The sequence below is a fragment of the Labrys methylaminiphilus subsp. lupini genome, from assembly GCF_051161885.1.
In the GTDB taxonomy this organism is placed as follows: domain Bacteria; phylum Pseudomonadota; class Alphaproteobacteria; order Rhizobiales; family Labraceae; genus Labrys.
Genome location: NZ_JBMDIH010000001.1, coordinates 4448469 through 4470244, shown reverse-complemented (window position 1 = coordinate 4470244; position 21776 = coordinate 4448469). Strand labels below are relative to the sequence as shown.

General features: G+C 65.7%; 16 protein-coding genes. 4 read left to right on the top strand and 12 right to left on the bottom strand.

The genetic code is table 11. From position 1 onward, the window contains the following. Window positions 1–3 precede the first annotated feature (3 nt). Window positions 4–777, top strand: a complete 774-nt coding sequence (locus ACN6KF_RS21035; protein WP_434958717.1) for an AcvB/VirJ family lysyl-phosphatidylglycerol hydrolase — start codon at window positions 4–6, stop codon at window positions 775–777. On the opposite strand, the gene hemW is transcribed toward ACN6KF_RS21035, so the two are convergent. From hemW to nadE, 6 genes are all read right to left on the bottom strand, one after another. Continuing rightward, complete coding sequence (gene hemW / locus ACN6KF_RS21030; RefSeq protein WP_434958716.1) at window positions 722–1882, bottom strand: radical SAM family heme chaperone HemW; 1161 nt, start codon at window positions 1880–1882, stop codon at window positions 722–724. The genes ACN6KF_RS21035 and hemW overlap by 56 nt on opposite strands. A gap of 136 nt (window positions 1883–2018) precedes the next feature. Further along, window positions 2019–3179 carry an enolase C-terminal domain-like protein gene (locus ACN6KF_RS21025; RefSeq protein ID WP_434958715.1) on the bottom strand — a complete coding sequence of 387 codons (1161 nt, stop codon included), beginning with the start codon at window positions 3177–3179 and terminating at the stop codon, window positions 2019–2021. A gap of 50 nt (window positions 3180–3229) precedes the next feature. Further along, on the bottom strand, window positions 3230–3655 hold the full coding sequence (locus ACN6KF_RS21020; protein ID WP_434958714.1) for a DUF1284 domain-containing protein: 426 nt from the start codon (window positions 3653–3655) through the stop codon (window positions 3230–3232). Beyond that, window positions 3652–4242 carry a biotin transporter BioY gene (locus ACN6KF_RS21015; RefSeq protein ID WP_434958713.1) on the bottom strand — a complete coding sequence of 197 codons (591 nt, stop codon included), beginning with the start codon at window positions 4240–4242 and terminating at the stop codon, window positions 3652–3654. Before ACN6KF_RS21015 ends, ACN6KF_RS21020 begins: the two co-directional genes overlap by 4 nt. 166 nt (window positions 4243–4408) lie before the next feature. Beyond that, the gene (locus tag ACN6KF_RS21010; protein WP_434958712.1) at window positions 4409–5077 is read right to left on the bottom strand and encodes a GntR family transcriptional regulator; all 669 of its coding nucleotides are present in this window, start codon (window positions 5075–5077) and stop codon (window positions 4409–4411) included. A 62-nt stretch (window positions 5078–5139) separates the two neighbouring features. Continuing rightward, window positions 5140–5949, bottom strand: a complete 810-nt coding sequence (nadE, locus tag ACN6KF_RS21005) for an ammonia-dependent NAD(+) synthetase (RefSeq protein WP_434958711.1) — start codon at window positions 5947–5949, stop codon at window positions 5140–5142. A gap of 200 nt (window positions 5950–6149) precedes the next feature. On the opposite strand from nadE, the gene mutS reads away from it, so the two are divergent. Next, on the top strand, window positions 6150–8879 hold the full coding sequence (gene mutS, locus ACN6KF_RS21000) for a DNA mismatch repair protein MutS (RefSeq protein WP_434958710.1): 2730 nt from the start codon (window positions 6150–6152) through the stop codon (window positions 8877–8879). Window positions 8880–8979: 100 nt separating this feature from the next. Further along, a complete protein-coding gene (locus ACN6KF_RS20995) occupies window positions 8980–11751 on the top strand; it encodes a [protein-PII] uridylyltransferase (RefSeq protein WP_434959729.1) in 2772 nt (923 codons plus the stop codon). A gap of 30 nt (window positions 11752–11781) precedes the next feature. On the opposite strand, the gene ACN6KF_RS20990 is transcribed toward ACN6KF_RS20995, so the two are convergent. From ACN6KF_RS20990 to ACN6KF_RS20965, 6 genes are all read right to left on the bottom strand, one after another. Beyond that, window positions 11782–13137 carry a PspA/IM30 family protein gene (locus ACN6KF_RS20990; RefSeq protein ID WP_434958709.1) on the bottom strand — a complete coding sequence of 452 codons (1356 nt, stop codon included), beginning with the start codon at window positions 13135–13137 and terminating at the stop codon, window positions 11782–11784. Further along, on the bottom strand, window positions 13134–14477 hold the full coding sequence (locus ACN6KF_RS20985; protein WP_434958708.1) for a hypothetical protein: 1344 nt from the start codon (window positions 14475–14477) through the stop codon (window positions 13134–13136). The genes ACN6KF_RS20990 and ACN6KF_RS20985 overlap by 4 nt, the downstream gene beginning before the upstream one ends. Before the next feature lie 16 nt (window positions 14478–14493). Beyond that, complete coding sequence (locus tag ACN6KF_RS20980; RefSeq protein ID WP_434958707.1) at window positions 14494–15612, bottom strand: trypsin-like peptidase domain-containing protein; 1119 nt, start codon at window positions 15610–15612, stop codon at window positions 14494–14496. 415 nt (window positions 15613–16027) lie between these two features. After that, on the bottom strand, window positions 16028–17053 hold the full coding sequence (locus ACN6KF_RS20975; RefSeq protein ID WP_434958706.1) for an ABC transporter permease subunit: 1026 nt from the start codon (window positions 17051–17053) through the stop codon (window positions 16028–16030). Window positions 17054–17132: 79 nt separating this feature from the next. Next, window positions 17133–18668, bottom strand: coding sequence for a sugar ABC transporter ATP-binding protein (locus tag ACN6KF_RS20970; protein ID WP_434958705.1), 1536 nt, complete (start codon window positions 18666–18668; stop codon window positions 17133–17135). A gap of 194 nt (window positions 18669–18862) precedes the next feature. After that, window positions 18863–19957: a LacI family DNA-binding transcriptional regulator gene (locus ACN6KF_RS20965; protein WP_434958704.1), complete on the bottom strand. Its 1095-nt coding sequence runs from the start codon at window positions 19955–19957 to the stop codon at window positions 18863–18865. 357 nt (window positions 19958–20314) lie between these two features. Here ACN6KF_RS20965 and ACN6KF_RS20960 point away from each other — a divergent pair, with 357 nt between their 5' ends. Further along, window positions 20315–21775 (top strand): DUF1800 domain-containing protein, encoded by a 1461-nt coding sequence (locus ACN6KF_RS20960; RefSeq protein WP_434958703.1) that lies wholly within the window; start codon window positions 20315–20317, stop codon window positions 21773–21775. Window position 21776: the final 1 nt, after the last annotated feature.

The window sequence follows — 21776 nt, the reverse complement described above, 5'->3', positions numbered from 1 at the left end:
CGTTTGCGCGGGCGATCGGGCTGGCGTGCCGTTGCCGCGGGGCTGGCAACCGCCATGATGCTGTTCGGCTCAGCACAAATCGCTGCCGCCCAAGCCTCCGCAACCGATAGCCGACTCGTGGACCTGCCGCTCGAGATCTCGGCGCCGCCGGCCGGACACGGCGCGGTCGTACTCTTCCTGTCGGGTGATACCGGTTGGGGAAGGCTGGAACGAAGCCTGACTCGCCGCCTCGCCCGGGCCGGCGTTGGTGTCGTCGGGCTCGATGCGCGCCGTTATTTCTTCACCAAACGCTCGCCTGTCGAGCTGGCACGGGATATCGAGCGTGTCCTCACCGTCTATCGCCGGCGTTGGCATGCCGGCCGCATCGTCCTAGCTGGCTATTCCTTCGGTGCCGACGCGCTGCCTTTCGCCTGGCCGTTGCTTTCGGCGAAAACGCAACGGGAAACCAGGCTGATTGCCTTGATAAGCCTTTTGGCCGAGGCCAATTTCCGCATCTCGCTCCTGGAAATGCTGAACTTGCCGGCGGCGGACGATACGCCGGTCGCGCCAATGCTGCGCGGCCTTCCCGTTCGCAAGGTGGTCTGTCTCTATGGCCGGGAAGAACGCAGCGCCTGCACCTTGCCCCAACTTGCGGGAGCCGAGCGCATCGCGCGGCCCGGCGGGCACGACCGCGACGGCGATGCCGGCGCCGCGGTGCAGGCGATCCTGCGACATCTGGCGCTCAGGCTGCCAACTCCGCCACCACCGCATCGAGCAGCGGAAAGCCCGCGCGGGTAACGCGAACCCGGTCTTCCCGGCGCTCGATCATGCCGTTTTGCTGCAGGCCGGCCAACGTAGCCTCCGCCATGGGCCGGCCGCGCAACCGGGCGAGGCGGGCAAGATCGATGCCCTCGGCGAGGCGCAGGCCCATCAGCAGCATTTCGTCGCCCTGCTGGTCCGCCGTCAGGGCCTGATCGTCGACGAGGCCATGGCCGTTCGTGCGGACCGCCGCGAGCCATTTCTCGGGGCTGCGTTCGGTCGAAAGGGCGCGGCGCATGCCATTGGCATCGATGAGGCGTCCATGGGCACCCGGGCCGATGCCGGCATATTCGCCATAGCGCCAATAGACCAGATTATGCCGGCATTCGGCGCCGGGGCGGGCGTGGTTGGAGATTTCGTAGGCCGGAAGGCCGCGTCGCTCGCAGGTTTCGCGGGTGATGTCGAACAGCACGCGCGCATCCTCGTCCGGCATCGGGATAAGCTTGCCGGCGGCGACCAGGCGTTCATACATGGTGTCCGGCTCGATGGTGAGCTGGTAGAGCGAGAGGTGCTCGGCGGCCCGGTCGATGGCCTCGTCGAGCTCGGCCTGCCAATCCCCAGGCCGCTGGTCCGGGCGGGCATAGATCAGATCGAAGGAATAGCGCTCGAAGGATTTGGCGGCGATCTCGACGGCAGCCATGGCTTCGGCCACCGAATGCATGCGGCCCAGGCGCTTGAGATCGGCATCGTTCATGGCCTGCACGCCGAGCGAGACGCGGTTGACCCCGGCGGCGCGGTAGCCGGCGAAGCGCGTGGCGTCGACGCTGGTCGGATTGGCTTCCAGCGAGATCTCGGCATCGGGCGCGATGGTCCAGGCGCCGCCGATGGCATCGAGAATGGCCCCGACCGTCTTCGGCTCCATCAGCGAGGGCGTGCCGCCGCCGAAGAAGATCGATTGGACCTGTCGCCCCGGCGCGATGTCGGCCATATGGGCGATCTCGCGGAGATAGGCCCCGACATAGCCGGTCTGGTCGACGCCGCCCTGGCGGACATGGCTGTTGAAGTCGCAATACGGGCATTTGGCCAGGCAGAACGGCCAATGCACGTAAACGCCGAAGCCGGGTTCAGGGGATTTGGGGATCATGCCGGCTCAAGTGGCAGTTGCTCGGGGCTACGTCAATCCCTGGGGGCACGACTTGGAGCGCGGACTTCCAGCCCGCTCTTGGAACCACTACGCTTCAAGAAAGAGGCGGACAAGATGTCAGCGCTCCAGGCGCGCCCTATCCTGCAAGCTCCCTGAACAGCGTCTTCAGCGCCGTATTCGTCTCGAAACCGATGCCCTCGGCCTGTGGCAGTGTTACATAGCCATCGGCAATCACACTGTCGTCGGCAAGGCCGCAGAAGGGCTGGAAGGCGAAGGGGGTGACCTCGGCGCCGCCGAGGCCCAGGGCCGCAGCGAGATGAAGGCCGAACAGGTGCCCACCATGCGGCCAGAAGGCCTGTCTCGCCCAGCCTTCCAAGGTCACGGCCTCGACGATCTGGAGATAGCCGGGCAGGCCGTAGCAATGCACGGGGTCGAACAGCAGCACGTCCCGATCCGGCCGCAGGCCGCCATGGCGGGCGAGGAGCCTGGCCTCCGCCGCCGAAAACAGGGCCTCGCCCGCGCCGATCGGCGGCGTATAGGCCGATGCCAAAGCGGATTGGGTTTCGAAGTCGAGCGGGTCGCAGATGTCCTCGAACCACCACAGGCCAAGGGGCGAAAGCTTCGTGGCTGCCTCCAGGCCGGCCGAACGGTCATAGGCGTTCATGGCATCGACGGCGAGGCGGCCGGGTGCTCCCAGCGCGGCGACGGCCACCTCGATGCGGCGAAGATCCTGGTCGAGGCCGGCGCTGCCGATCTTCATCTTGGCATTGAAAAAGCCGAGATCGGCGAAGCGGCGCATCTCGTCGGCCAGCAAAGAGAGGTCGTCCCGGGGATGGCGATAGCCACCGCTCGCATAGACGCGGACTTTGTTCGTTTCGGTGGAAACGGCGCCGAAACGGCCGGTGAGATGGGCATGAAGCGGCAGTTCAGCCGCCTTGGCGGCGATGTCCCACAGCGCCATGTCGAGGGCACCGATCGCGACGCAGCGCTCGCCATGCCCGCCGGGTTTCTCGCCCGTCATCATCGCCTGCCAGGCCTTGAAAGGATCGAGATTGCCGTCATCGCCGATCAGGGTTTCCGCCTGAGCCTGCAGTAGCCGCGGGGCGAAGCGTTCGCGGATCAACCCGCTCTGGGCATAGCGGCCGACCGAGGCATAGCCATAGCCGACGATCGGCCGGCCGGCTTTCACCACATCCGTGATGATGGCGACAACGCTGGTCGTCAGCGCGCCCTGCCGGGCCGGGCCGGCGTAGCGGGAGATCGGAACGCTGCGTTCGCGGATATCGAGAATGCGCATGGCGGACAGAGCTGCGGTGTGAGGTGGTCGGCTGGCGCTTCCCTCTTACCTCAATCCCGCCTCACGCGGGACTCCTGGTAGCGGTCGCGAGCCACGGCGCTGCACAGGCCCGACCATTCGCAGCCCACACAAGCTGAACGCGTCAGATTGGCGGCGAAGGCACCACGGAAGCGTGCCAGCAAGGTCGGAGTCAGGGCGATGCGGGTGCCGGTGCGGATAGGCAGGCGCATCAGGGCGCCGACGTCGCGGATGGCGAGTTCGTCGCGCTGGTCGATCCGCGGCTCGTGGCAATGCGAATCGGCCTGTTGCAGCAGCGGGGCGCAGATATCATCAGGCCCCGCCACGATCACGATGTCTTCACCCTGGCTCAATCGCACTGCGATGGCGTCGTAATTGGCGACGAAGCCGGGGCTATAGCCTTTGCCGACATAGGTCAGCATGCAGAGGAGATGGTGGGCACGAAGCCGCACCGTCACCGGGCAGCGCCGGCCTTGCCGCGAACCAGGGCCATCAGGGTGACGGCGCCGATGACCGACTTCAGGAGGCCGCCGAGCAGGAAGGGCACCACGCCGAGCAGGAGGGCCTTTTCCACGCCGATCTGGGCGCCAAGCCAGGCACCGCCGATCGCCAGGCAGAGGGCATTGCCCAAGGTCATGTTGACGAAGGCGAGAACCGGGCGGTTGCCATTCCAGCCGCGCTCGGCCAGCAAGCCACAGAGAGCAGCGACGAGCGGGAAGGAGATCAGATAGCCAGCCGTCGGACCGACGAACAGCAAGGCGCCGATGCTTCCCGTCGCGGTGACCGGCATGCCCATCCAGGCCTCAGCCAGCCAGGCCAGAACCGTGATGGCGCCGAGCCGCCAGCCATAGAGCGCACCGATCAGGGTGACGGCCAGCGTCTGCATGGTCATCGGCACTGGGAACATGGGCACCTGGATATGGGATGCCAGGGCCAGTACGGCCGTGCCTGCGACCACGGCTGCCGCCTGCCAACCGAGGGAGCGCCTGGAGATGTCGAGAGGGCTGAAAGCCGGGATAAGGGAGGGTGTGGCGCTGTGCGACATGGGGGCTCCGCTAGAAATTATAGATAATCTTGAATTCGATGATCTATAGAGGTCACAAAATGGGACGATTGGCAATATCCGGGTGCGCGGGCATCTTGCCCGCCCTTGGAACCGCTGTACCTGCCGGATGAGAAGAGCGGGCGAGATGCCCGCGCACCCGGGGGGCTCAGCCGATGATGGCGAAGGCTTCCCGCGTGGCACCGGAGGCCGACCGGACCGGCTTCAGGCCGACCCGCTGCACATGCCGGGTCAGGGTGCCGGCGGCATCGTCGACCTTGCCCGCCCGCAGCGCCGAGAGGATGGCGCGGTGATCCTGGTCGGTCGGGGTTTCCCACTCCGAGCGCCAGGCCGCGAACAGGAAACGGGCGCTGGCGGCATGGAGGTCGTCGATCGCCGCCAGCAGGCGCGGCATGCGGCAGGGCGCGAGGATGAGCCGGTGGAAGCGGCGATTGGCCTCCTCCCAGGACCGCACGTCGGGCGACCGGTCGCCAGCCTTGGTTGCTTCCTCGGCCTCGTCGAGGATGGTGGCGGTGAGGTGCGGTGCGGCCTGGCGCAGGGCCAGCACTTCCAGAGCCGCACGCATTTGCGCGACCTCCTTCACCTCTTCCAGGTTGAAGGCGGCGACACGCACGCCGCGCCGTGGCTCGCTCACCGCCAGGCCCTGTGCCTCCAGGCGCCTGAAAGCCTCGCGCACCGGCACGTGGCTGGTGGCGAACTCTTCGGCGACATGGTCCTGGCGCAGCCGGGCGTCCGGCTCGATCACCCCGGAGATGATGCGATCCGCCAGCACCTTGGCGATGCGGATGGCAATGGTGTCGTCCTTGGGGGTGCTCATGATTTATAGATAATTTTTCTGATCGGTATTGTCGACATCAATCCCGGCCCAGTGCCGGGAGGTTAGCCGGCTGCCACCGGCAAAGCGCGCTTATGGGCGCTGGTGCGATAGGTCGACAGGATGCGCTGATGCGAGGCTTCGCTGATCGCCTTGCCCTCCAGGAAGTCGTCGATCTCGTCATAGGTCACGCCATAGGCGTCCTCGTCCGGCTTCAGCGGCACATTGGTCTCCAGATCGGCGGTGGGCACCTTGAACACCAGCTCGCGCGGTGCACCCAGATGGGCGGCGAGGGCCCGCACCCGTCTCTTGTTCAGGCCGGCGAGCGGCAGGATGTCGGCGGCGCCGTCGCCGAATTTGGTGTAGAAACCCATCACCGCCTCGGCCGCATGGTCCGTGCCGATGACGAGGCCGCGCACGGCCCCGGCGAGGCCGAACTGGGCGATCATGCGCTGGCGTGCCTTGATGTTGCCGTGGTGGAAATCGGCGCGCGCGCCCTCGATCAGGTCGCCGGCTTCGCGTGTAAGCTCGGCCATCATCGCGTCGGCCGCCGGCTTGATGTTCACGGTGACGACGCGATCGGCCTTGATGGTCGCCAGGGAGTGCTGCGCATCCTTCTCGTCTGCCTGCACGCCATAGGGCAGGCGCATGGCCAGGAACCGGGCGTCATATCCCTCGGCTCGCAACCGTTCGACGGCGGCCTGGGCCAGCAGGCCCGCAGTGAGCGAATCGACGCCGCCCGAAATGCCGAGTACATAAGCGCGCCCTCCCGAAGCCTTCAGATAATCGGCCAGGAAGGCGACGCGCCGTTCGGCCTCGGCCGCGGGATCGAAGGCTTCGGGCACGATGATGTCGGGCGTGAGCGGTTGCGGCATGGTCGGGCTTTCACGAGGTTGAATCGGGCGACAACAGGCCATGTTCGTTCCGGAGCGTCAATGACATTGGGGGACCGGGCATCTTCCTACCGGAGAGCGCGCCGGTTACAGGCTGGTCTGAGGACCGGCCCCCCAACCTATCCACAACGTGCCGGCCCCCAGCTCGTGCTCCCTCCGCCCGCATCTGCTAGCGTGCCGCCATGACCTCCACGCCCCGCAAACTCGACACCGCCGACGCGTCTGCTCCCGTCACGCCGATGATGGCGCAATATCTCGAGATCAAGGCCGGCCATCCCGGCGCCCTGCTGTTCTATCGCATGGGCGATTTCTACGAGCTGTTCTTCGAGGATGCCGAGATCGCTTCCAAGACGCTCGGTATCGTTCTGACCAAGCGCGGCAAGCACCAGGGCGAGGACATCGCCATGTGCGGCGTGCCGGTGGTCAGGGCGGACGAATATTTGCAGCGCCTGATCGCCCATGGCCACCGTGTCGCGGTCTGCGAGCAGATGGAGGATCCGGCCGAGGCCAAGAAGCGCGGCTCCAAATCGGTGGTCAAGCGCGGCGTGGTCCGCCTGGTCACGCCCGGTACCATCACCGAAGAGACGCTGCTGGAGCCGACGCGCGCCAATCTGCTGCTGGCTTTGGCGCGACTGCGCATTTCCGACGACGAGGCCCGCTATGGCCTTGCCTTTGCCGATATCTCCACCGGGGAGTTCGGCTTGTCGGAATGCGACGAGGCGGGGCTGCCGGCAGAACTCGCCCGTCTCGACCCCTCCGAAGTCGTCATGGCCGAGACGGTGCATGAGGAGGCTTCGCTGGCCTCCCTCTGGCGCGAATGCCGCGCTGCCGTCACGCCGGTCGGGCGCGACGTCTTCGACGGCTCCCAGGCCGAGCGCCGTCTCGCCGCCTTCTATGATGTGGGCACCATCGATGGCTTCGGCACCTTCTCGCGGGCCGAACTGGTCGCCGCTTCCGGCCTCGTCACCTACATCCTGCGCACCCAGGTCGGCCAGAAGCCGGCGCTCGCTCCGCCCCGCCGGGACGGCGCCAATGCGCATATGGCCGTCGATGCCGCCACAAGAGCCAATCTGGAACTGACGCGCACGCTCGGCGGCGAGCGTGCCGGATCCTTGTTCGATGCGATCGACCGCTCGGTGACGGCCGCCGGCGGTCGTCTGCTGGCGCAATGGCTGGCGAGCCCGCTGCTGCAGCCCGAGGCCATCGCCCTGCGCCAGGACGCGGTGGCCTTCTTCGCCGAACAGGCCCTGCTGCGCGGCCAGATCCGGGCTCGGCTGAAATCGGCGCCTGATATCGCCCGCTCCATGGCGCGCCTCGCCCTCGACCGGGCCGGCCCGCGCGATCTGGCGGCGCTCAGGGAAGGGCTCGTTGGCATTGCCGGTATCGAAACCCTGCTGCGGCAGCGCGAAACCGAGTTGCCGCCGGTGCTCGCCGGTGTCCTGTCGGCCCTCGCAAGGCCGGACCAGGGCCTGGCGGCGCGCCTTGCCGCGGCCCTGCAGGACGATCTGCCGCTGCTCAAGCGCGATGGCGGCTTTGTCCGCGCCGGCTATGACCAGGCCCTCGACGAGACGCGGGCTCTGCGCGACGAGAGCCGGCGCGTCATCGCCGGCCTGCAGGCGCGCTATGCCGAGGAGAGCCAGGTCCGCCAGCTCAAGATCAAGCACAACAACATGATCGGCTATTTCGTCGAGGTGCCGCAGCAGGCTGGCGAGGCCTTTCTGCAGCCGGGCCTGCGCGAGACCTATGTGCATCGCCAGACCATGGCCGGTGCCATGCGCTTCTCCACCGCCGAGCTTTCGACACTGGAATCGCGCATCGCCTCGGCGGCCGAGCGCTCGCTGGCGAGCGAACTTCAGATCTTCTCCGATCTCGCTGCCGCCCTGCTCGGCGACAACGCTGCCATCCGGGCCGCTACCGAAGCGCTGGCTCTGCTCGACGTCATCGTGGCGCTCGCCGTCCTGGCCGACGAGGAAAACTATGTCCGCCCGCTCGTCGACACTTCGCTCGCCTTCGCCATCGAGGGCGGCCGCCATCCCGTGGTGGAACGGGCGCTGAAGCGCGAGGGCAAGCCCTTCGTCGCCAATGACTGCGAGCTGAGCGGTGAGGCGGAAGGACAGCAGGCCGCCGGCAAGATCTGGCTGCTCACTGGCCCGAACATGGCTGGTAAGTCGACTTTCCTGCGCCAGAACGCCCTGATCGCGGTCTTGGCGCAGATCGGTTCCTTCGTGCCGGCGAGATCGGCCCATATCGGGGCCGTCGATGCGCTGTTCTCGCGTGTCGGCGCCGCCGACGACCTGGCGCGTGGACGCTCCACCTTCATGGTGGAGATGGTGGAGACGGCGGCGATCCTCAATCAGGCTGGGCCGCGCGCGCTTGTCATCCTCGACGAGATCGGCCGCGGTACCGCCACCTTCGACGGGCTTTCCATCGCCTGGGCGGCGATCGAGAACCTCAGCGCCGTCAATCATTGCCGGGCCTTGTTCGCCACGCATTATCACGAGCTCACCCAGCTGACGAAGAAGCTGCCGCGGCTGGCCAATGCCACCATGCGGGTGACCGAATGGCATGGCGACGTCGTCTTCCTGCATGAGGTGGTGGCCGGCGCGGCCGACCGCTCCTATGGCATCCAGGTCGCCAAGCTCGCCGGCATGCCGGCCGCCGTGGTGGAACGGGCGCGGGCCGTGCTGGCGCAGCTCGAGGCGACCGATCGCCAGGCTCCGGCGGCCCGCCTGGTCGACGATCTGCCCTTGTTCGCGGCAGCCCCGCGGGCAACGGCCCAGCCCGCCGTCAAGGCGCGGGACGAACTGACGGAAGCCCTCGATGCGCTCGACCCCAACGACATGACGCCTCGCCAGGCGCTCGACGCCTTGTTTTCCTTGAAAGCCAAGCGCGATAGCGCCAAGAAGGGATAACTGGAGCGCGGACATGCTGTCCGCACCGATGCCGTATCCGCAGGATGGGAAGAGCGGACAGGATGTCCGCGCTCCGACACCCTTCTTCCCAAGGCCTGCAATGCTCGACAAGCCCGATCGTGAGCTCCACCTCGTCCTCGACCGCATGGCGCTCGAAGCCGAGATCGATGCCTTGGCACTGGAGCATGAGGGCCATGCCGATGCCTTGCGCCTGGCGGTGGTCACCCTGCTCAAGGCCACTTTGCGCGACGGCCGCGAGACCATCCATACCTGGTTCAGCGAGGACCGTCTCGGCACGGCCTGCGCCCAGCGCCTGTCCTGGCTCGAGGACGAGATCATCCGGGCCAGCTACGCCTATGTGACGCGTTACGTCTATACCACCCACAATCCGACGGCGAGCGAGCGCATGGCGGTCATCGCCGTGGGCGGCTATGGTCGCGGCACCCTTGCGCCCGGCTCGGACATCGATCTGCTCTTCCTGCTGCCGTCCAAGCAGACGGCCTGGGGCGAGAGCGTCACCGAGGCCATCCTCTACGTATTGTGGGATCTCGGCCAGAAGGTCGGCCACGCCACGCGGTCGATCGACGAATGCCTGCGTCTCGCCCGCAGCGACATGACCATCCGCACTGCTTTGCTCGAAGCGCGCCCGATCCTCGGCGATATGGGGCTGGCGAGCGAGCTTGCCAGCCGTTTCGATCGCGAGCTCGTACAACTGACGGCGACGGAATTCGTGGCGGCCAAGCTCGCCGAGCGCGACGAGCGCCTGATCAAGGCTGGCAATTCGCGCTACCGGGTCGAGCCGAACGTCAAGGAAGGCAAGGGCGGCCTGCGCGATCTCAACACGCTCTACTGGATCGCCAAATATGTCTATCGCGTCAGGGATGCCGCCGATCTCGTCGAGGCCGGCTTGTTCACCCGGCGCGAATATCGTCAGTTCACCCTGGCCGAGGATTTTTTATGGGCGACGCGCTGCGCCATCCATTTCCTCACCCACCGCGCCGAGGAGCGCCTGACCTTCGATCTCCAGCGCGAGATCGCGGCCTTTCTGGGCTATTCGGATCGCGGTGCCTTGCGCGGCGTCGAGCGCTTCATGAAGCATTATTTCCTGGTGGCCAAGGATGTCGGTGATCTCACTGCCATCGTCTGTGCTGCGCTGGAAGCGCGCCAGGAAAAGCCCAAGGCGATGCTGGATCGCTTCATCGCTCCCTTCCGCCGCAGCCAGCGCCAGGCCCTGATCGGCACCAAGGATTTCGTGATCGAGACGGGGCGGCTCAACATCGTCAACGATCAGGTGTTCGCGCGCGACCCCGTCAACCTGATCCGGCTGTTCCATCTCGCCGATCTGCATTCGCTCGCTCTGCATCCCGATGCGATGCGCCTCGTCACCCGCTCGCTCAAGCTGGTGAACGCGGCGCTGCGCGAGAATGTCGAGGCCAACCGGCTGTTCCTGGAAATCCTGACATCGCGCAACGCGCCCGAGACTGTGCTCAGGCGCATGAACGAGGCCGGCGTTCTCGGCCGCTTCATTCCCGATTTCGGCAAGGTCGTGGCGATGATGCAGTTCAACATGTATCACCGCTACACGGTGGACGAGCATCTCCTGCGTTCGGTCGGCGAACTCGCCGACATCGACCGAGGCGAGGGTGGTGACGAGCATCCCCTCGTCAACGAGATCATGCCGACCATCCAGAACCGCACCGCGCTCTATGTCGCCACCTTCCTGCACGACATCGCCAAGGGCCGGCCGGAAGACCATTCGCTCGCCGGTGCCAAGATCGCCAAGCGATTGGGGCCTCGCCTCGGCCTGACGCCGGGCCAGACCGATACGGTGTCCTGGCTGATCGAGCAGCATCTGGTGATGTCGATGACGGCGCAGTCCCGCGACATCTCCGATCGCAAGACCATCGAAACTTTCGCCGGCACCGTGCAGACGCTGGAGCGGCTGAAGCTGCTGCTCATCCTCACCGTGGCGGATATCAGGGCGGTGGGGCCAGGCGTCTGGAACGGCTGGAAGGGCCAGCTCCTGCGCTCGCTGTTCTGGGAAACCGAGCTGGTGCTGGCCGGCGGCCACTCCAAATCCGACCGGCGCGCCAGCGTTCAACTGGCCCAGGACGAACTCAGGGCCGGCCTGTCCGACTGGAGCGCTGCGGAGGTCGATGCCTATGTGGCGCGCCATTACCCGCCTTATTGGCTCAAGGTCGAGCTGCCGCGTCGCCTGCGTCATGCTCGCTTCATCCGCGCCGCGCGCGAACGTGGCGAAACGCTCGCCACCGAAGTCGCCACCGATGCCTTCCGCGGCGTGACCGAGCTGACCATTCTCGCCCCCGACCATCCGCGCCTGTTGTCGATCATCACCGGCGCCTGCGCCGCCTCTGGCGCGAATATCGTCGACGCCCAGATCAACACCACCACGGACGGCCTGGCACTCGACACCATCTTCGTCAGCCGCGAGTTTCCGCAGGACGAGGACGAGCTGCGCCGGGCAGGGCGCATCGCCCAGGCGATGGAACAGGCGCTCACCGGCACCATCCGCCTGCCGGATGCCGTGGCCAAGCGCAGCGCCATCAAGCCGCGGCAGAAGGCCTTCCAGGTCGCGCCCGAGGTGGTGGTCGACAATGAATGGTCGAACCGCCACACGGTAGTGGAGGTCTGGGGCCTTGACCGCCCCGGCTTGCTCTATGACCTGACCACGGCGATCTCGCAGCTCAACCTTAACATCGCCTCGGCCCATATCGCCACCTTCGGCGAGAAGGCTGTCGACGTGTTTTATGTCACCGATCTCACAGGCGCCAAGATCACTTCGGTGCAGCGCCAGGACAGCATTCGCAGCAATCTGCTGGCGGTGTTCAAGAGGGAAGGGAAAGCGGGCTGAAAGGGGCAATGCCGGCTCCACGCAACGGCCTCATTGCAGCTTTTGCACCAGTTGCTGGTAGAGCTTCTGCGAATCCGCTCCCATCGGGAGGTCGTTCTGCGCGTTGGGGCCGACCAGATCGGCGGTGACGATGCGCGCCCGGTCGCGCAGGGCCGACCAGTCCGGCAAGGCCCATTGGGCTGGCGTGATGGTCGAGAGGATGTAGAGCACGTTGTAGCGTCCCGTCAGGGTAAGGCTCTGGACCGCCGGCCGTCCCAGCATGTTGACGAGGGCGCCGACGAGCATGCGCTGGTCGTCGGGCGAGACGGTGCCGTCCCTCAGCGCCCGCACGAGATTGTCCGTGGTCGTCCGCCGCACATCGCCATTGGGGCCATCGATCAGGTTGACGTTGGCGAGCAGCTGTTCACCGTTCGTCAGCTTGGGTGGAGGCGGGAGCTTGTAGGCGCGAGACTGGTCGATGGCCTGCGTCAGCACGGCATTCGAATCGCGCAGATACATGTGTTGGGAGGGGTTCATCGTCGGCGATGGCGTCGGAGCCAGGGCGTCCTTGAGTTTGGACTGGGCTTCCTCGAGCGAGCGTTTCATTGCCTGCAACTGATCATCGAGGTCCTTGAGTTCGGCCTCGTGCCGAAACCGCTCCGTCTGGAGTTGAACATCGGCCCTGAGGAAACGCTGGGCCCGTTTGTCATTGTCCGCCGACAGCTCCTCCGCCTGCCCGCGCAGACGATCGGCTTCCTTGCGTGCTTCGTTCTCTCGGAAGAAGGATATGAGAGCGAGAATGGCAAAGGCGATCGACAGGATGAGCGTGACGACGAACCCGGTGCGAATCTGGCGCGTCCGGCGTTCGGCCGCCTCGCTCGCACTGACGAAGGCCTCGATTTCCGGGTCCTTGTCGCGATAGCCGGCGGCTTCCGCCAGCGCGTTGCCGGTGAGCAGATAGCCGGGCGCCCGGTTCGACCGGCGCCATTGATAAGCAAGGGAGCCGATTCTGACTTGGGCGCGGCCATCCTGCGCCGTCGTCTCGCCCTTCGGGGCCCTGGCCGCGGTCTTGCCGGCCGGCAAGGTCGCTTCCGGCGGTTCATGATAGGGCGCCAGTGGCAGATCGAGCTCGGGTTTTGCTCCGCTCGTCGACCAGGTCAGCAATTGGAGGCTCCAATAGTCGAGGATGCCTTGGGCTGTCTCGCGGTCCCCCTCCTTTCCAAGCTGCGCGCCGGCTGTCACGACACGGTCTAAGAAAGCGACGATACGATCGCGAAAGGCTGCGAGCGCCTCTGGACTGTCGTCATTGCGCTGGCTGCTGGACCTGAGCAGGTCGAGATGTTCGTTGCTGATGTCCGTGATGCTTGCGAAGGAGATCGGCGGGTGGTGCGACGTTGTCCCGCTCATTGCACGGCCCCCAGAATGTTCTTCAGGCGGTCGCTGATCTGGAAGACACTGTCGAAATCCGCTTTTAGCCGGCTGTCGAGCGCGAAGAACTGAGCGCTGGCATTCTTCTGAAAAGCCGAGAAGGCCCGCTGCAGGGTCCGGATCGTCGGGGCGCTCTTGAGGTTGAACGCGGTGTCGCGCTGTGCGATCTCGACATCCTGGAGGCAGGCATCGATCTTGTCGCAATCCTCTGCATCCACCGTCATGTCAGCCCGTTCGAGGCCGAGCACAGCCAGATTCAGCAGCATCACCCTGGTCTCCGGCCACAAGGCGGCGATCTCGTCCACGATCAGGGCACCGGGATCGTCCAGGCAACTGGCGAGGATCGAGAGATTCTGCTCCACTTTCTGCAAGCGGTTATGTGTCGCGATCCGGCTCATCAAGCTGCGCTGCAGGGCTCCGAGGGCGGCGATCGCCTCGTCGAGCGCAGCCAAAAGCCCGGTGTCGGCTGCGCCGATCTCGATCAGGGCACCGGCCAGTTCCGGCAGGGGCAGTTTCGTCGCCGCATCGAAGATACCCTTGTTCAATTGCACCGACTGGCCATCGCTGATCGCGGCGATCTGCCGGATGGCGATGAGCACCGGGCCAGGCTTGTCGGCGTCGAGTCCTTCCTGGCAGCGCTGCGAGCTGCTTGCCAGGTCCTCGACCCAGGAAAGATCGAGACCGACGAGGATTTCGTCTGCACCAGGCCTCGCGATCTCGGTGCGGATCGCGATGACGGCGGCGCGGACCTGCGAGATATAGACCTGGACCGTCTCGAAGCTGATCGGGTTGTCCATGGTCGCCACGGCCTGCAGCAGGATGCGGGTGTGGTTGATCTGAATGTGATGAAGGCTGTCGTGCAGTCCCTTATAGGCCGCCAGCAGGTTGATGCGTTGGCCGATTTCGGTAAGCCGCTGCTTCGAGATGCTCGCCTTCTTGCACACCTCGTCCTTGGCCAGGTAGGCTGCGAGGCTGTCGAGCCCGGTGACCACGGTGCCGACCTGCGACGCCACGCTCGGCGGCGCAGTCAGCGCATCGGGGATCAACTGCGTGACCAGCTCCTTGAAAGCGGTGTTGTCGTTCTTGGCATGCAGGACGATAGCGACGAAGTTGGTCAGGATCCCGCATTTTTGTGCCCAGTCGACGCAATCACGGGCGACCTTGCGCCGGGGTTGCTCGGCAAAGCTCACGCCGGTGATGGCAACCGAGGTGCCGTAGCAAATCTGCATGAGGTCGCCGAGTTCGCGAAAGGTGCACAGGTCTCCGATGGCGTTGGAGATCGAGATCACGCTCTGAGGGGGGAGTGTGACAAGGCCCATGCCGTTCTCCCTTTCCTCAAGCCGCCGGAATGGCCGCGCCGAAGCCGGCCGCCTCGATATCAGCCCGGATCAATCCCGCCGGGACGCCCTGGTTGAATTTCGGCTCGCCCCAGGCCGGATCGCCGAAATGATGGAGGGCGAGAAGCTGCCACTCCAGGCTCAGGCAGGGTGAGCCCGAAGAGCCCGCGTCGGTGTTGGTGGCATAGCGCAGCCTTGGCCGCTCCGGCGGGGCGGGCGTCGGCAGGATCGCCTCGGTGTCGATCGCCAGCTTGACGGGCCCGCCATGGGGATGCTGGACGATGATCAGGGGCGAGCCCTGGCTCAGGGCGCCGTCCCGCTCAGGCAGGGCGAACCAGCCACGTCCGGTGTCGGCGGTCTCGGCGAGCTGCAGCAATGCGAAGTCGAGTTCGGTCGCCGCCGGTGGCGGCTCGTCCGGTGCCGCGGTCATTTCGGCCGGCGCGTAGGGGCGATGATGCAGCAGCGCGGTGTCGGACAGCGCGACCACCTCGCCCTCGTTGAAGGAACCGTCGGCCTTGCGGGCATAGTCGAAGCGGCAGGAAATGCCTGGCAAATCGTTCTGCCCGGCCGCAGCCTCGACGACATGCCAATTCGTCAGCACGGCTTGCGGCCCGACCAGGAAGCCGGTGCCGGCCGCGCTGCCGGCGATCTCGATGCGGCAAACCCGGCGCAGCGTCTGCGTCATTCCGGCGATCCACAGGGCAGGATCGAGCATGCGCAGATGGGGCTTGATGTTGCGCTGCAGGCCGGGGCCCAAGGTCGCATCGCTGGGCTGTGTGCGGCGATTATCCTTGTCCAGCATCACCAGATCATAGGGGTTGCTCAGGATTTCGGCGGCCGCTTCCGGCGCCAGGTGGGCGATGAGCTGGCGGATATCGTCGCGACGCGGACGGTTGACGTAGACTGCCTTGAGGAAATTGCCGGTCTGGCCCTCCTGTTCGAGGCGAATGACCAGCTCGCGCAGCACGGAGACCAGCGGTTGCCTCACGTCGGTCCAGTAGACCTCGAGCTGATCGCCGGTTGCCACATAGACGAAGTTGCTGAGATCATCGAGATTGACGGTTGTCGACAGGGCCTTGGCCAGTTCGGAGACTTGCGTGCCTGTGAGCTTGTCCACCGTCGCCCCCTCTTGCCGCCTGGAGCCCGCCGCCTCGCCCGACGATCTCGGTGCTGGTTCATGGCTGAGCGCTTATTTGCTCAAGCTATTTGCTTCGACGCGTCTTCGCGGCTCCAGGTGACTCCGTCCAATCGCAAAACGCTTTAGCATAGTTGCGTGAGAGCGCCGTGAATCCCGGCCGGCAGAGGTTTGTTGAACTTCAATGTGCTGCAGATGATGTTGGGAGCGGCGCCCTGGTCTCAGATCAGGATCTCGGTTTTCGATGAAACCGGGATGATAGTCGACACGGAGACTTGCGCCGCCAGATCCTATTTCAAACGTGGGGTCGGCTCTGCCATGTCAAAACGAAAACCGCCTCCGTTACACGTGCAACGAAGGCGGGGAAAGCGTGGGCCGTGGGGCTCGCCGGGTCGGCTCAGGTCCGGGCGCTACCCGAGGATCGCAGGCGGTCGAGAGCGACGGCACCGATGATGACCAGGCCCTTGATGATGAACTGCCAGATGTCGGAGACGCCGATCAGGATCAGGCCGTTGGAGAGCACGGCGATGATCAGGGCGCCGATGAGTGTGCCCCAGATCGAGCCGATGCCGCCCACGAAGCTGGTGCCGCCGAGGATCACGGCGGCGATAGCGTCGAGTTCGTAGGATTGGCCGAGCTGCAGCCCGTTGGCGGCATAGAGCTTGGCGGCGGACATCGCCCCGCCCAGGCCCGCCAGCAGGCCGGATATGCCATAGACGATGAGCAGGATCGACCAGACCTTGATGCCCGACAGCCGCGAGGCCTCGGCATTGCCGCCGATGGCGTAGATGCGCAGCCCCAGTACGGTGCGGCGCAGGATCAGCCAGGACACCACCACCGTGGCGAGTGCGATCACCATCAGCCAGGGCACGCCCAGGAGCGTGCCATTGCCGATGAAGGCGAAGGGCAGGCTGGGATTGAAGATCGTCTTGTCCTCGCCGAACAGGCGGGCAAGGCCGCGCACCGCCGTCATCGAGCCGAGCGTGACGATGAAGGGCGGCAGGCGCATGAAGGCGATCAGCGCGCCGTTGACCAGGCCGAGCAGGCCGCCGGTCACCAGGGCCGCCACCAGCCCCATCATGCCCCAGCCCGGGATCAGCGAGACGATCAGGGCGATCATCGCCGAGGCAGCGAGCACCGAGCCGACCGACAGGTCGATGCCCCCGGTGAGGATGACGAAGGTCATGCCTGCGGCGAGCACGGTGTTGATCGAGGCCTGCTGGGCCACGATCGACAGATTATTCCAGCTCATGAAGCGGCCGCTGGCCCAGGACAGGCCGCCCGATTCGACATAGCCCGACAAGAGCTGGAACAGGATGGCGATCAGCACGAGGGCGGGCAGCATGCCAAGGCCGCGCAGCGTGCCGGACAAAGCGAATTTGCGGCGGGCGGTATCTGCCGTGGAAGGGTTGGTGGATGTCATCGCACAGTCCTGCCTGTCTTGAGGGCCGTCTTGTCTTGCCGGTACGTTGTGGTGCCGCGTCGGGCAAAAGCCGGGTGCGTCATGCCGCATCCTTTGCGGCTGAGGTCGCGATGGCCATGATGTTCTCCTGGCTGACCGCTTCGGTCTCGGCGCCGCCGAGTTCGCCGGCGATATGACCTTCGCGCATCACGATGACGCGGTCGCAGATGCCGACGATCTCCGGCAGTTCGGACGAGATCACCGCCACGCCGACGCCCTCGCGGGCCAGCCGGTCGATCAGGCGGTAGATCTCCGATTTGGCGCCGATGTCGACGCCGCGGGTCGGCTCGTCCAGGATCAGCACGCGCGGCTTGGTCTCCAGCAGGCGCGAGAGCAGCACCTTCTGCTGGTTGCCGCCGGACAGGCCGCCCACCGGCGCGTCGGGCGAGGCGGTGCGGATGCCGGTGGCCTGGATCGCCTCGCCCGTGCGCTTGCGGCCCTTGGCGAGATTGAGGAAGCCGCCGGCCAGGGCATCGCGGGCGATCACCCCCAGATTGATGTTCTCGGCCACCGACATGTCCAGCATCAGCCCTAGCAGCTTGCGGTCCTCGGTGAGATAGGCGATGCCGGCCTCGATGGCGTCCTGCGGCGAGCGGATGCCTACCTCCTTGCCATCGACCGCCACGGTGCCCGATATCTTCGCATCGGCGCCGTAGATCAGGCGGGCAAGCTCGGTGCGTCCCGCGCCGACCAGGCCGGCAATGCCGAGCACCTCGCCCTCGTGGATGTCGAAGGAGCAGGGCTGGATGCGCCTGCCATCGGCGATGTCGCGCACCGAAAAGATGATCCGGCCCCGGCTTTGATGAGCGTCGTGCTCCTTCTTGTAGAAGGAGGAGAGATCGCGCCCCACCATCATGCGCACCACCGCGGCGGGGTTGATCGCCTCGCGCTCCAGGGTGCCGACATAGGTGCCGTCGCGCAGCACCGAGACACGGTCGGAGAGTTCGTAGACCTCCTTCATGCGGTGGCTGATATAGACGATGGCCAGCCCCTCCTGCTTGAGCTGGCGCACCAGGGCGAACAGCCGCTCGGTCTCGCGCTCGGACAGGGTGGTGGTGGGTTCATCCATGATCAGCACGCGCGAACGGGCATGGACGGCACGGGCGATCTCCACCAGCTGGCGTTCGGCGATGGAGAGCTCGGCCACCTTGTCGCGCGCAGTGAAGGTGGCGCCCAGGCGCTGCAGCACGCTTTCGACGCCGGCAATCATGGCGCCACGGTCGATCAGGCCGGCCCGGCTTGGTTCGCGGCCGAGATAGATGTTCTCGGCCACCGTGAGATTGGGAGCGAGGGCGAGCTCCTGGTAGATGATGGCGATCCCCAATTGCTTGGCCGCCATCGGGCCCGAGATCGCCACCTTCTGGCCGTCGATCAGGATTTCCGAGCCCTCATCCGGCACATAGGCGCCCGAAAGGATCTTCATCAGGGTCGATTTGCCGGCCCCGTTCTCGCCCATCAAGGCGTGGATCTCGCCCAGCTTGACGTCGAGCGAGACCCCCTTCAGCGCCTGGACCCGGCCGAATGTCTTGGAAACATTCCGCATTTCAAGGAAGGGATGCGTCTGGCCTGCGTTCATCCTGCCCCCGTTTTCATGCCGTTATTTCAGCAGTTGCACCAATGTTGCAGCTGTTCCCTGGCTTGCCAATGATTTTGACTGGATTTGGTAAGCGGCGACGAAGGCCGAGCTCTGGCGCAGGCTGCAAAAGCCCATGTCGAGCACGGCTCGAAGATCTCGAACGGCATGCCCTGATCGTCCACGCCGCCCGATGATCAAGGCGTGAGATCAAAGACCGATTCCCGGTCGATCAGGATGGTCGGCATCTCGACATCCCTTCCGGCTTCGCCGCCTTGGATCTGTCGAACCAGCAAATTGACGGCCACGCGCCCCATTTCGTGGATCGGGCGCTGTACCACCGAGATCGCCGGCGTCAGTGCGCCCGACCAGGGCGATTCATCGAAGCTGATGAGGGCGACATCTTTCCCGACCACCAAGTTCAGGGCCCGGCAGGCGGCCAGCACGCCAATGGCGATTTCCTCGCATGTTGCCAAAATCGCGGTGGGTCGCGGATCGGAGCGCAGAATCGTCGACGCCGAGTCGATGATCATCTGGGGATCGTTCGGCGTATAGCGCAGCCAGGCCTTCGGCAGGTCGAGGCCGGCCGCCTCCAGGGCATCGCGCGCGCCGAGAACGCGGTCGCGTGCGCTCGACACGGCCCCTCGCGGCTCGCTCTGCCGCTGCGAGGAGGCTGCCGCGGTCAGGACCACCAGGCCGATGCGCCTGTGTCCGCGGGCGATGAACAATTCCACGGCTTCTCGGGCCCCACCACGATCATCCGTTGTCACGGCACTCACCGAAAAATCCGCGATGCGGCGGTCGAGGAGCACCATCCGTCCCTCGCCCGCGCCGGCTTTTTGCAGATGCTCGTTGTGGTCGGGCGAGGACGGCACGACGATCATGCCGGCAACGCGCTTTTCCATCAGGGTCTGGACCGCCTCGATCTCGGTCTTGAGATCGTCGTCCGTATTCACGATCAGGGTCTGATAGCCCAGGGAGGCGCAGGTATCGATGATCGCCCGGGCGGCGCTGGCAAAGAATGAATTGCTGATGTCGGCAATGACGACGCCGATCACCTGGGTGCGGCCGGCCCGCATGGCCCGGGCCGCCTCGTTGAGCCGATAATTCAGCGTCCTGGCAGCCGCCGCGACGCGCTCCCGCGTCTCCTCGGTAACGAGGCCATAGCCGCCAAGAGCGCGAGCCGCAGTCGCTCGGGAAACCTTGGCAAGGCGTGCAACGTCCAGAAGGCGCGCGGGACGAGTAGCGCCGGACCGCGGGCTTTGCTCGTCGATTTTCTTGTTTTGGGTCATGCCTCTACTTGGTGCAGGAGGCTTTCTTTGGCCAAATTGAAAAAGTATTTTTCTGTCGCGGAGGCTTGCGTACTACCTTTACGGCAGAAAGGCAAACCGTCTGCCTCCTTAAACGACTGATCCCGGCCGAGAAAGTTCAACCCGTCACCCATGCAGAGTTTCCCGGCAGGGTCTACGGATAGGCTGCGTCGGGAAACTCCGCAAATGTTTGATATCTTGCAGGTTTCTCTTGATCGTGCCTGTGCGCGACCAAGAGAAACCTGCTTGGCAGCAAAGTTCGGAAATAGTCGGCCTTTTTTAAGTCATCGGATCGCCGTGATGGCATCGGATACGCCGCCGATACTGTTGCTGCCCTGAATGGCGGAGGCGACGGTGGCGAACCAGGACCTCGACCCTGCACGGGTCGTTTTCAATCGTTTTGGCTTGGGGCCCCGCCCCGGCGATCTGGCGAGGCTGGGCAGCGATCCGCATGCCGCCTTGCGGGCAGAACTGGTCAAACCCGATATTGCCCTGATCCCGATGGCAACGGATGCCGATCCCCTGCCGGGTAGCACCGCCGCCATTCAGGCAAGCATGGCCGCAACCATGCAGCGCAAGGCCGAGCGGATGACAGCGCCTGCGGGCGCGATGCAGATGGGCCCGGAAGGGAAGTCCTCCGCACTCGCCGCCCCCGCCCCGCAGGGGCCGATAAAGCCGGAGCCGCCCATCGAGGCTCGGTTGCTGAAGGCGGAGGCACAGGCCCGTTTTGCCAAGGCGCTTAACGCGGAGATCGGGTTCGTCGAGCGGCTGGTCGCCTTCTGGTCCAATCATTTTTGCGTCTCGGTCGCCAAGGACAACATCGTGCGGGCGTCGGCAGGAGCCTTCGAGCGGGAGGCGATCCGCCCCTTCGTGCTGGGGCGCTTTGCCGACATGCTGCTCGCGGTCGAGCATCACCCGGCCATGCTCTATTATCTCGACAATCAGCAATCCGTCGGCCCTGACTCGCGGGCGGGACGCAACCGCAATCGCGGCCTGAACGAGAACCTCGCCCGCGAGATCCTCGAATTGCACACGCTTGGTGTCGGCAGCGGCTACAGCCAGGCCGACGTGACCGCCTTCGCGCGTATCCTCACCGGCTGGATGATTGCGGGGCGGGAGGGCCGCCTCGGCGAACCCGGCAGTTTCGTCTTCAACGCCAATGCGCATGAGCCCGGTGACCAGGTTTTTCTCGGCAAGACCTATCCGGCCGGCGGCATGGGCCAGGCGGAGGCCGTGCTCAACGATCTTGCACGCCATCCTGCCACGGCCCGGCACATTGCCATGAAGATCGCGCGCCATTTCATCGCGGACGACCCGCCGGCCCCGATGGTCGCGCGGCTGGCGGAGGTTTTCACCAAGACGGATGGCGATCTTCGCGCGCTCGCCATGGCGCTGGTCAACGCGCCGGAAGCCTGGTCTCAGCCGCTGGCGAAGATGCGCTCGCCATTCGATTTCGTTCTCGCCTTGCGCCGTGGCATCGGGCCCGGCCCGGAGGCGGATCCCGGCCAGACGCTGAACTGGCTGGCGCTGCTGGGAACGCCCCTGTGGCAGCCGCCCGGCCCGAACGGCTTTCCCGACCTCGCCGATACGCAGGCCTCCCCGGCCGGCATGGCGATGCGTCTCGATATCGCCTGGCAGGCGGCGCGCCAGGCCAAGGGCATCGGCGAACCGGACGACCTGCTGGCCGCGCTCATCGGCCCGTCGGTGTCGGCGGAAACGCGCCAGGCCGTCGGCCGTGCCGAGTCGCGCCAGCAGGCGGTGGCACTGCTTTTGATGGCTCCCGAGTTCCAGAGGAGATAGC

Excerpts from the sequence above, each read along its gene's own strand:
- ACN6KF_RS20965 (WP_434958704.1), bottom strand. The coding sequence starts at position 19,957 with ATGACCCAAAACAAGAAAATCGACGAGCAAAGCCCGCGGTCCGGCGCT.
- hemW (WP_434958716.1), bottom strand. The coding sequence starts at position 1,882 with ATGATCCCCAAATCCCCTGAACCCGGCTTCGGCGTTTACGTGCATTGG.
- ACN6KF_RS20975 (WP_434958706.1), bottom strand. The coding sequence starts at position 17,053 with ATGACATCCACCAACCCTTCCACGGCAGATACCGCCCGCCGCAAATTC.
- ACN6KF_RS20960 (WP_434958703.1), top strand. The coding sequence starts at position 20,315 with ATGGCGGAGGCGACGGTGGCGAACCAGGACCTCGACCCTGCACGGGTC.
- mutS (WP_434958710.1), top strand. The coding sequence starts at position 6,150 with ATGACCTCCACGCCCCGCAAACTCGACACCGCCGACGCGTCTGCTCCC.
- ACN6KF_RS20970 (WP_434958705.1), bottom strand. The coding sequence starts at position 18,668 with ATGAACGCAGGCCAGACGCATCCCTTCCTTGAAATGCGGAATGTTTCC.
- ACN6KF_RS20995 (WP_434959729.1), top strand. The coding sequence starts at position 8,980 with ATGCTCGACAAGCCCGATCGTGAGCTCCACCTCGTCCTCGACCGCATG.
- ACN6KF_RS20990 (WP_434958709.1), bottom strand. The coding sequence starts at position 13,137 with ATGAGCGGGACAACGTCGCACCACCCGCCGATCTCCTTCGCAAGCATC.
- ACN6KF_RS21015 (WP_434958713.1), bottom strand. The coding sequence starts at position 4,242 with ATGTCGCACAGCGCCACACCCTCCCTTATCCCGGCTTTCAGCCCTCTC.
- ACN6KF_RS21025 (WP_434958715.1), bottom strand. The coding sequence starts at position 3,179 with ATGCGCATTCTCGATATCCGCGAACGCAGCGTTCCGATCTCCCGCTAC.
- ACN6KF_RS21010 (WP_434958712.1), bottom strand. The coding sequence starts at position 5,077 with ATGAGCACCCCCAAGGACGACACCATTGCCATCCGCATCGCCAAGGTG.
- nadE (WP_434958711.1), bottom strand. The coding sequence starts at position 5,949 with ATGCCGCAACCGCTCACGCCCGACATCATCGTGCCCGAAGCCTTCGAT.
- ACN6KF_RS20985 (WP_434958708.1), bottom strand. The coding sequence starts at position 14,477 with ATGGGCCTTGTCACACTCCCCCCTCAGAGCGTGATCTCGATCTCCAAC.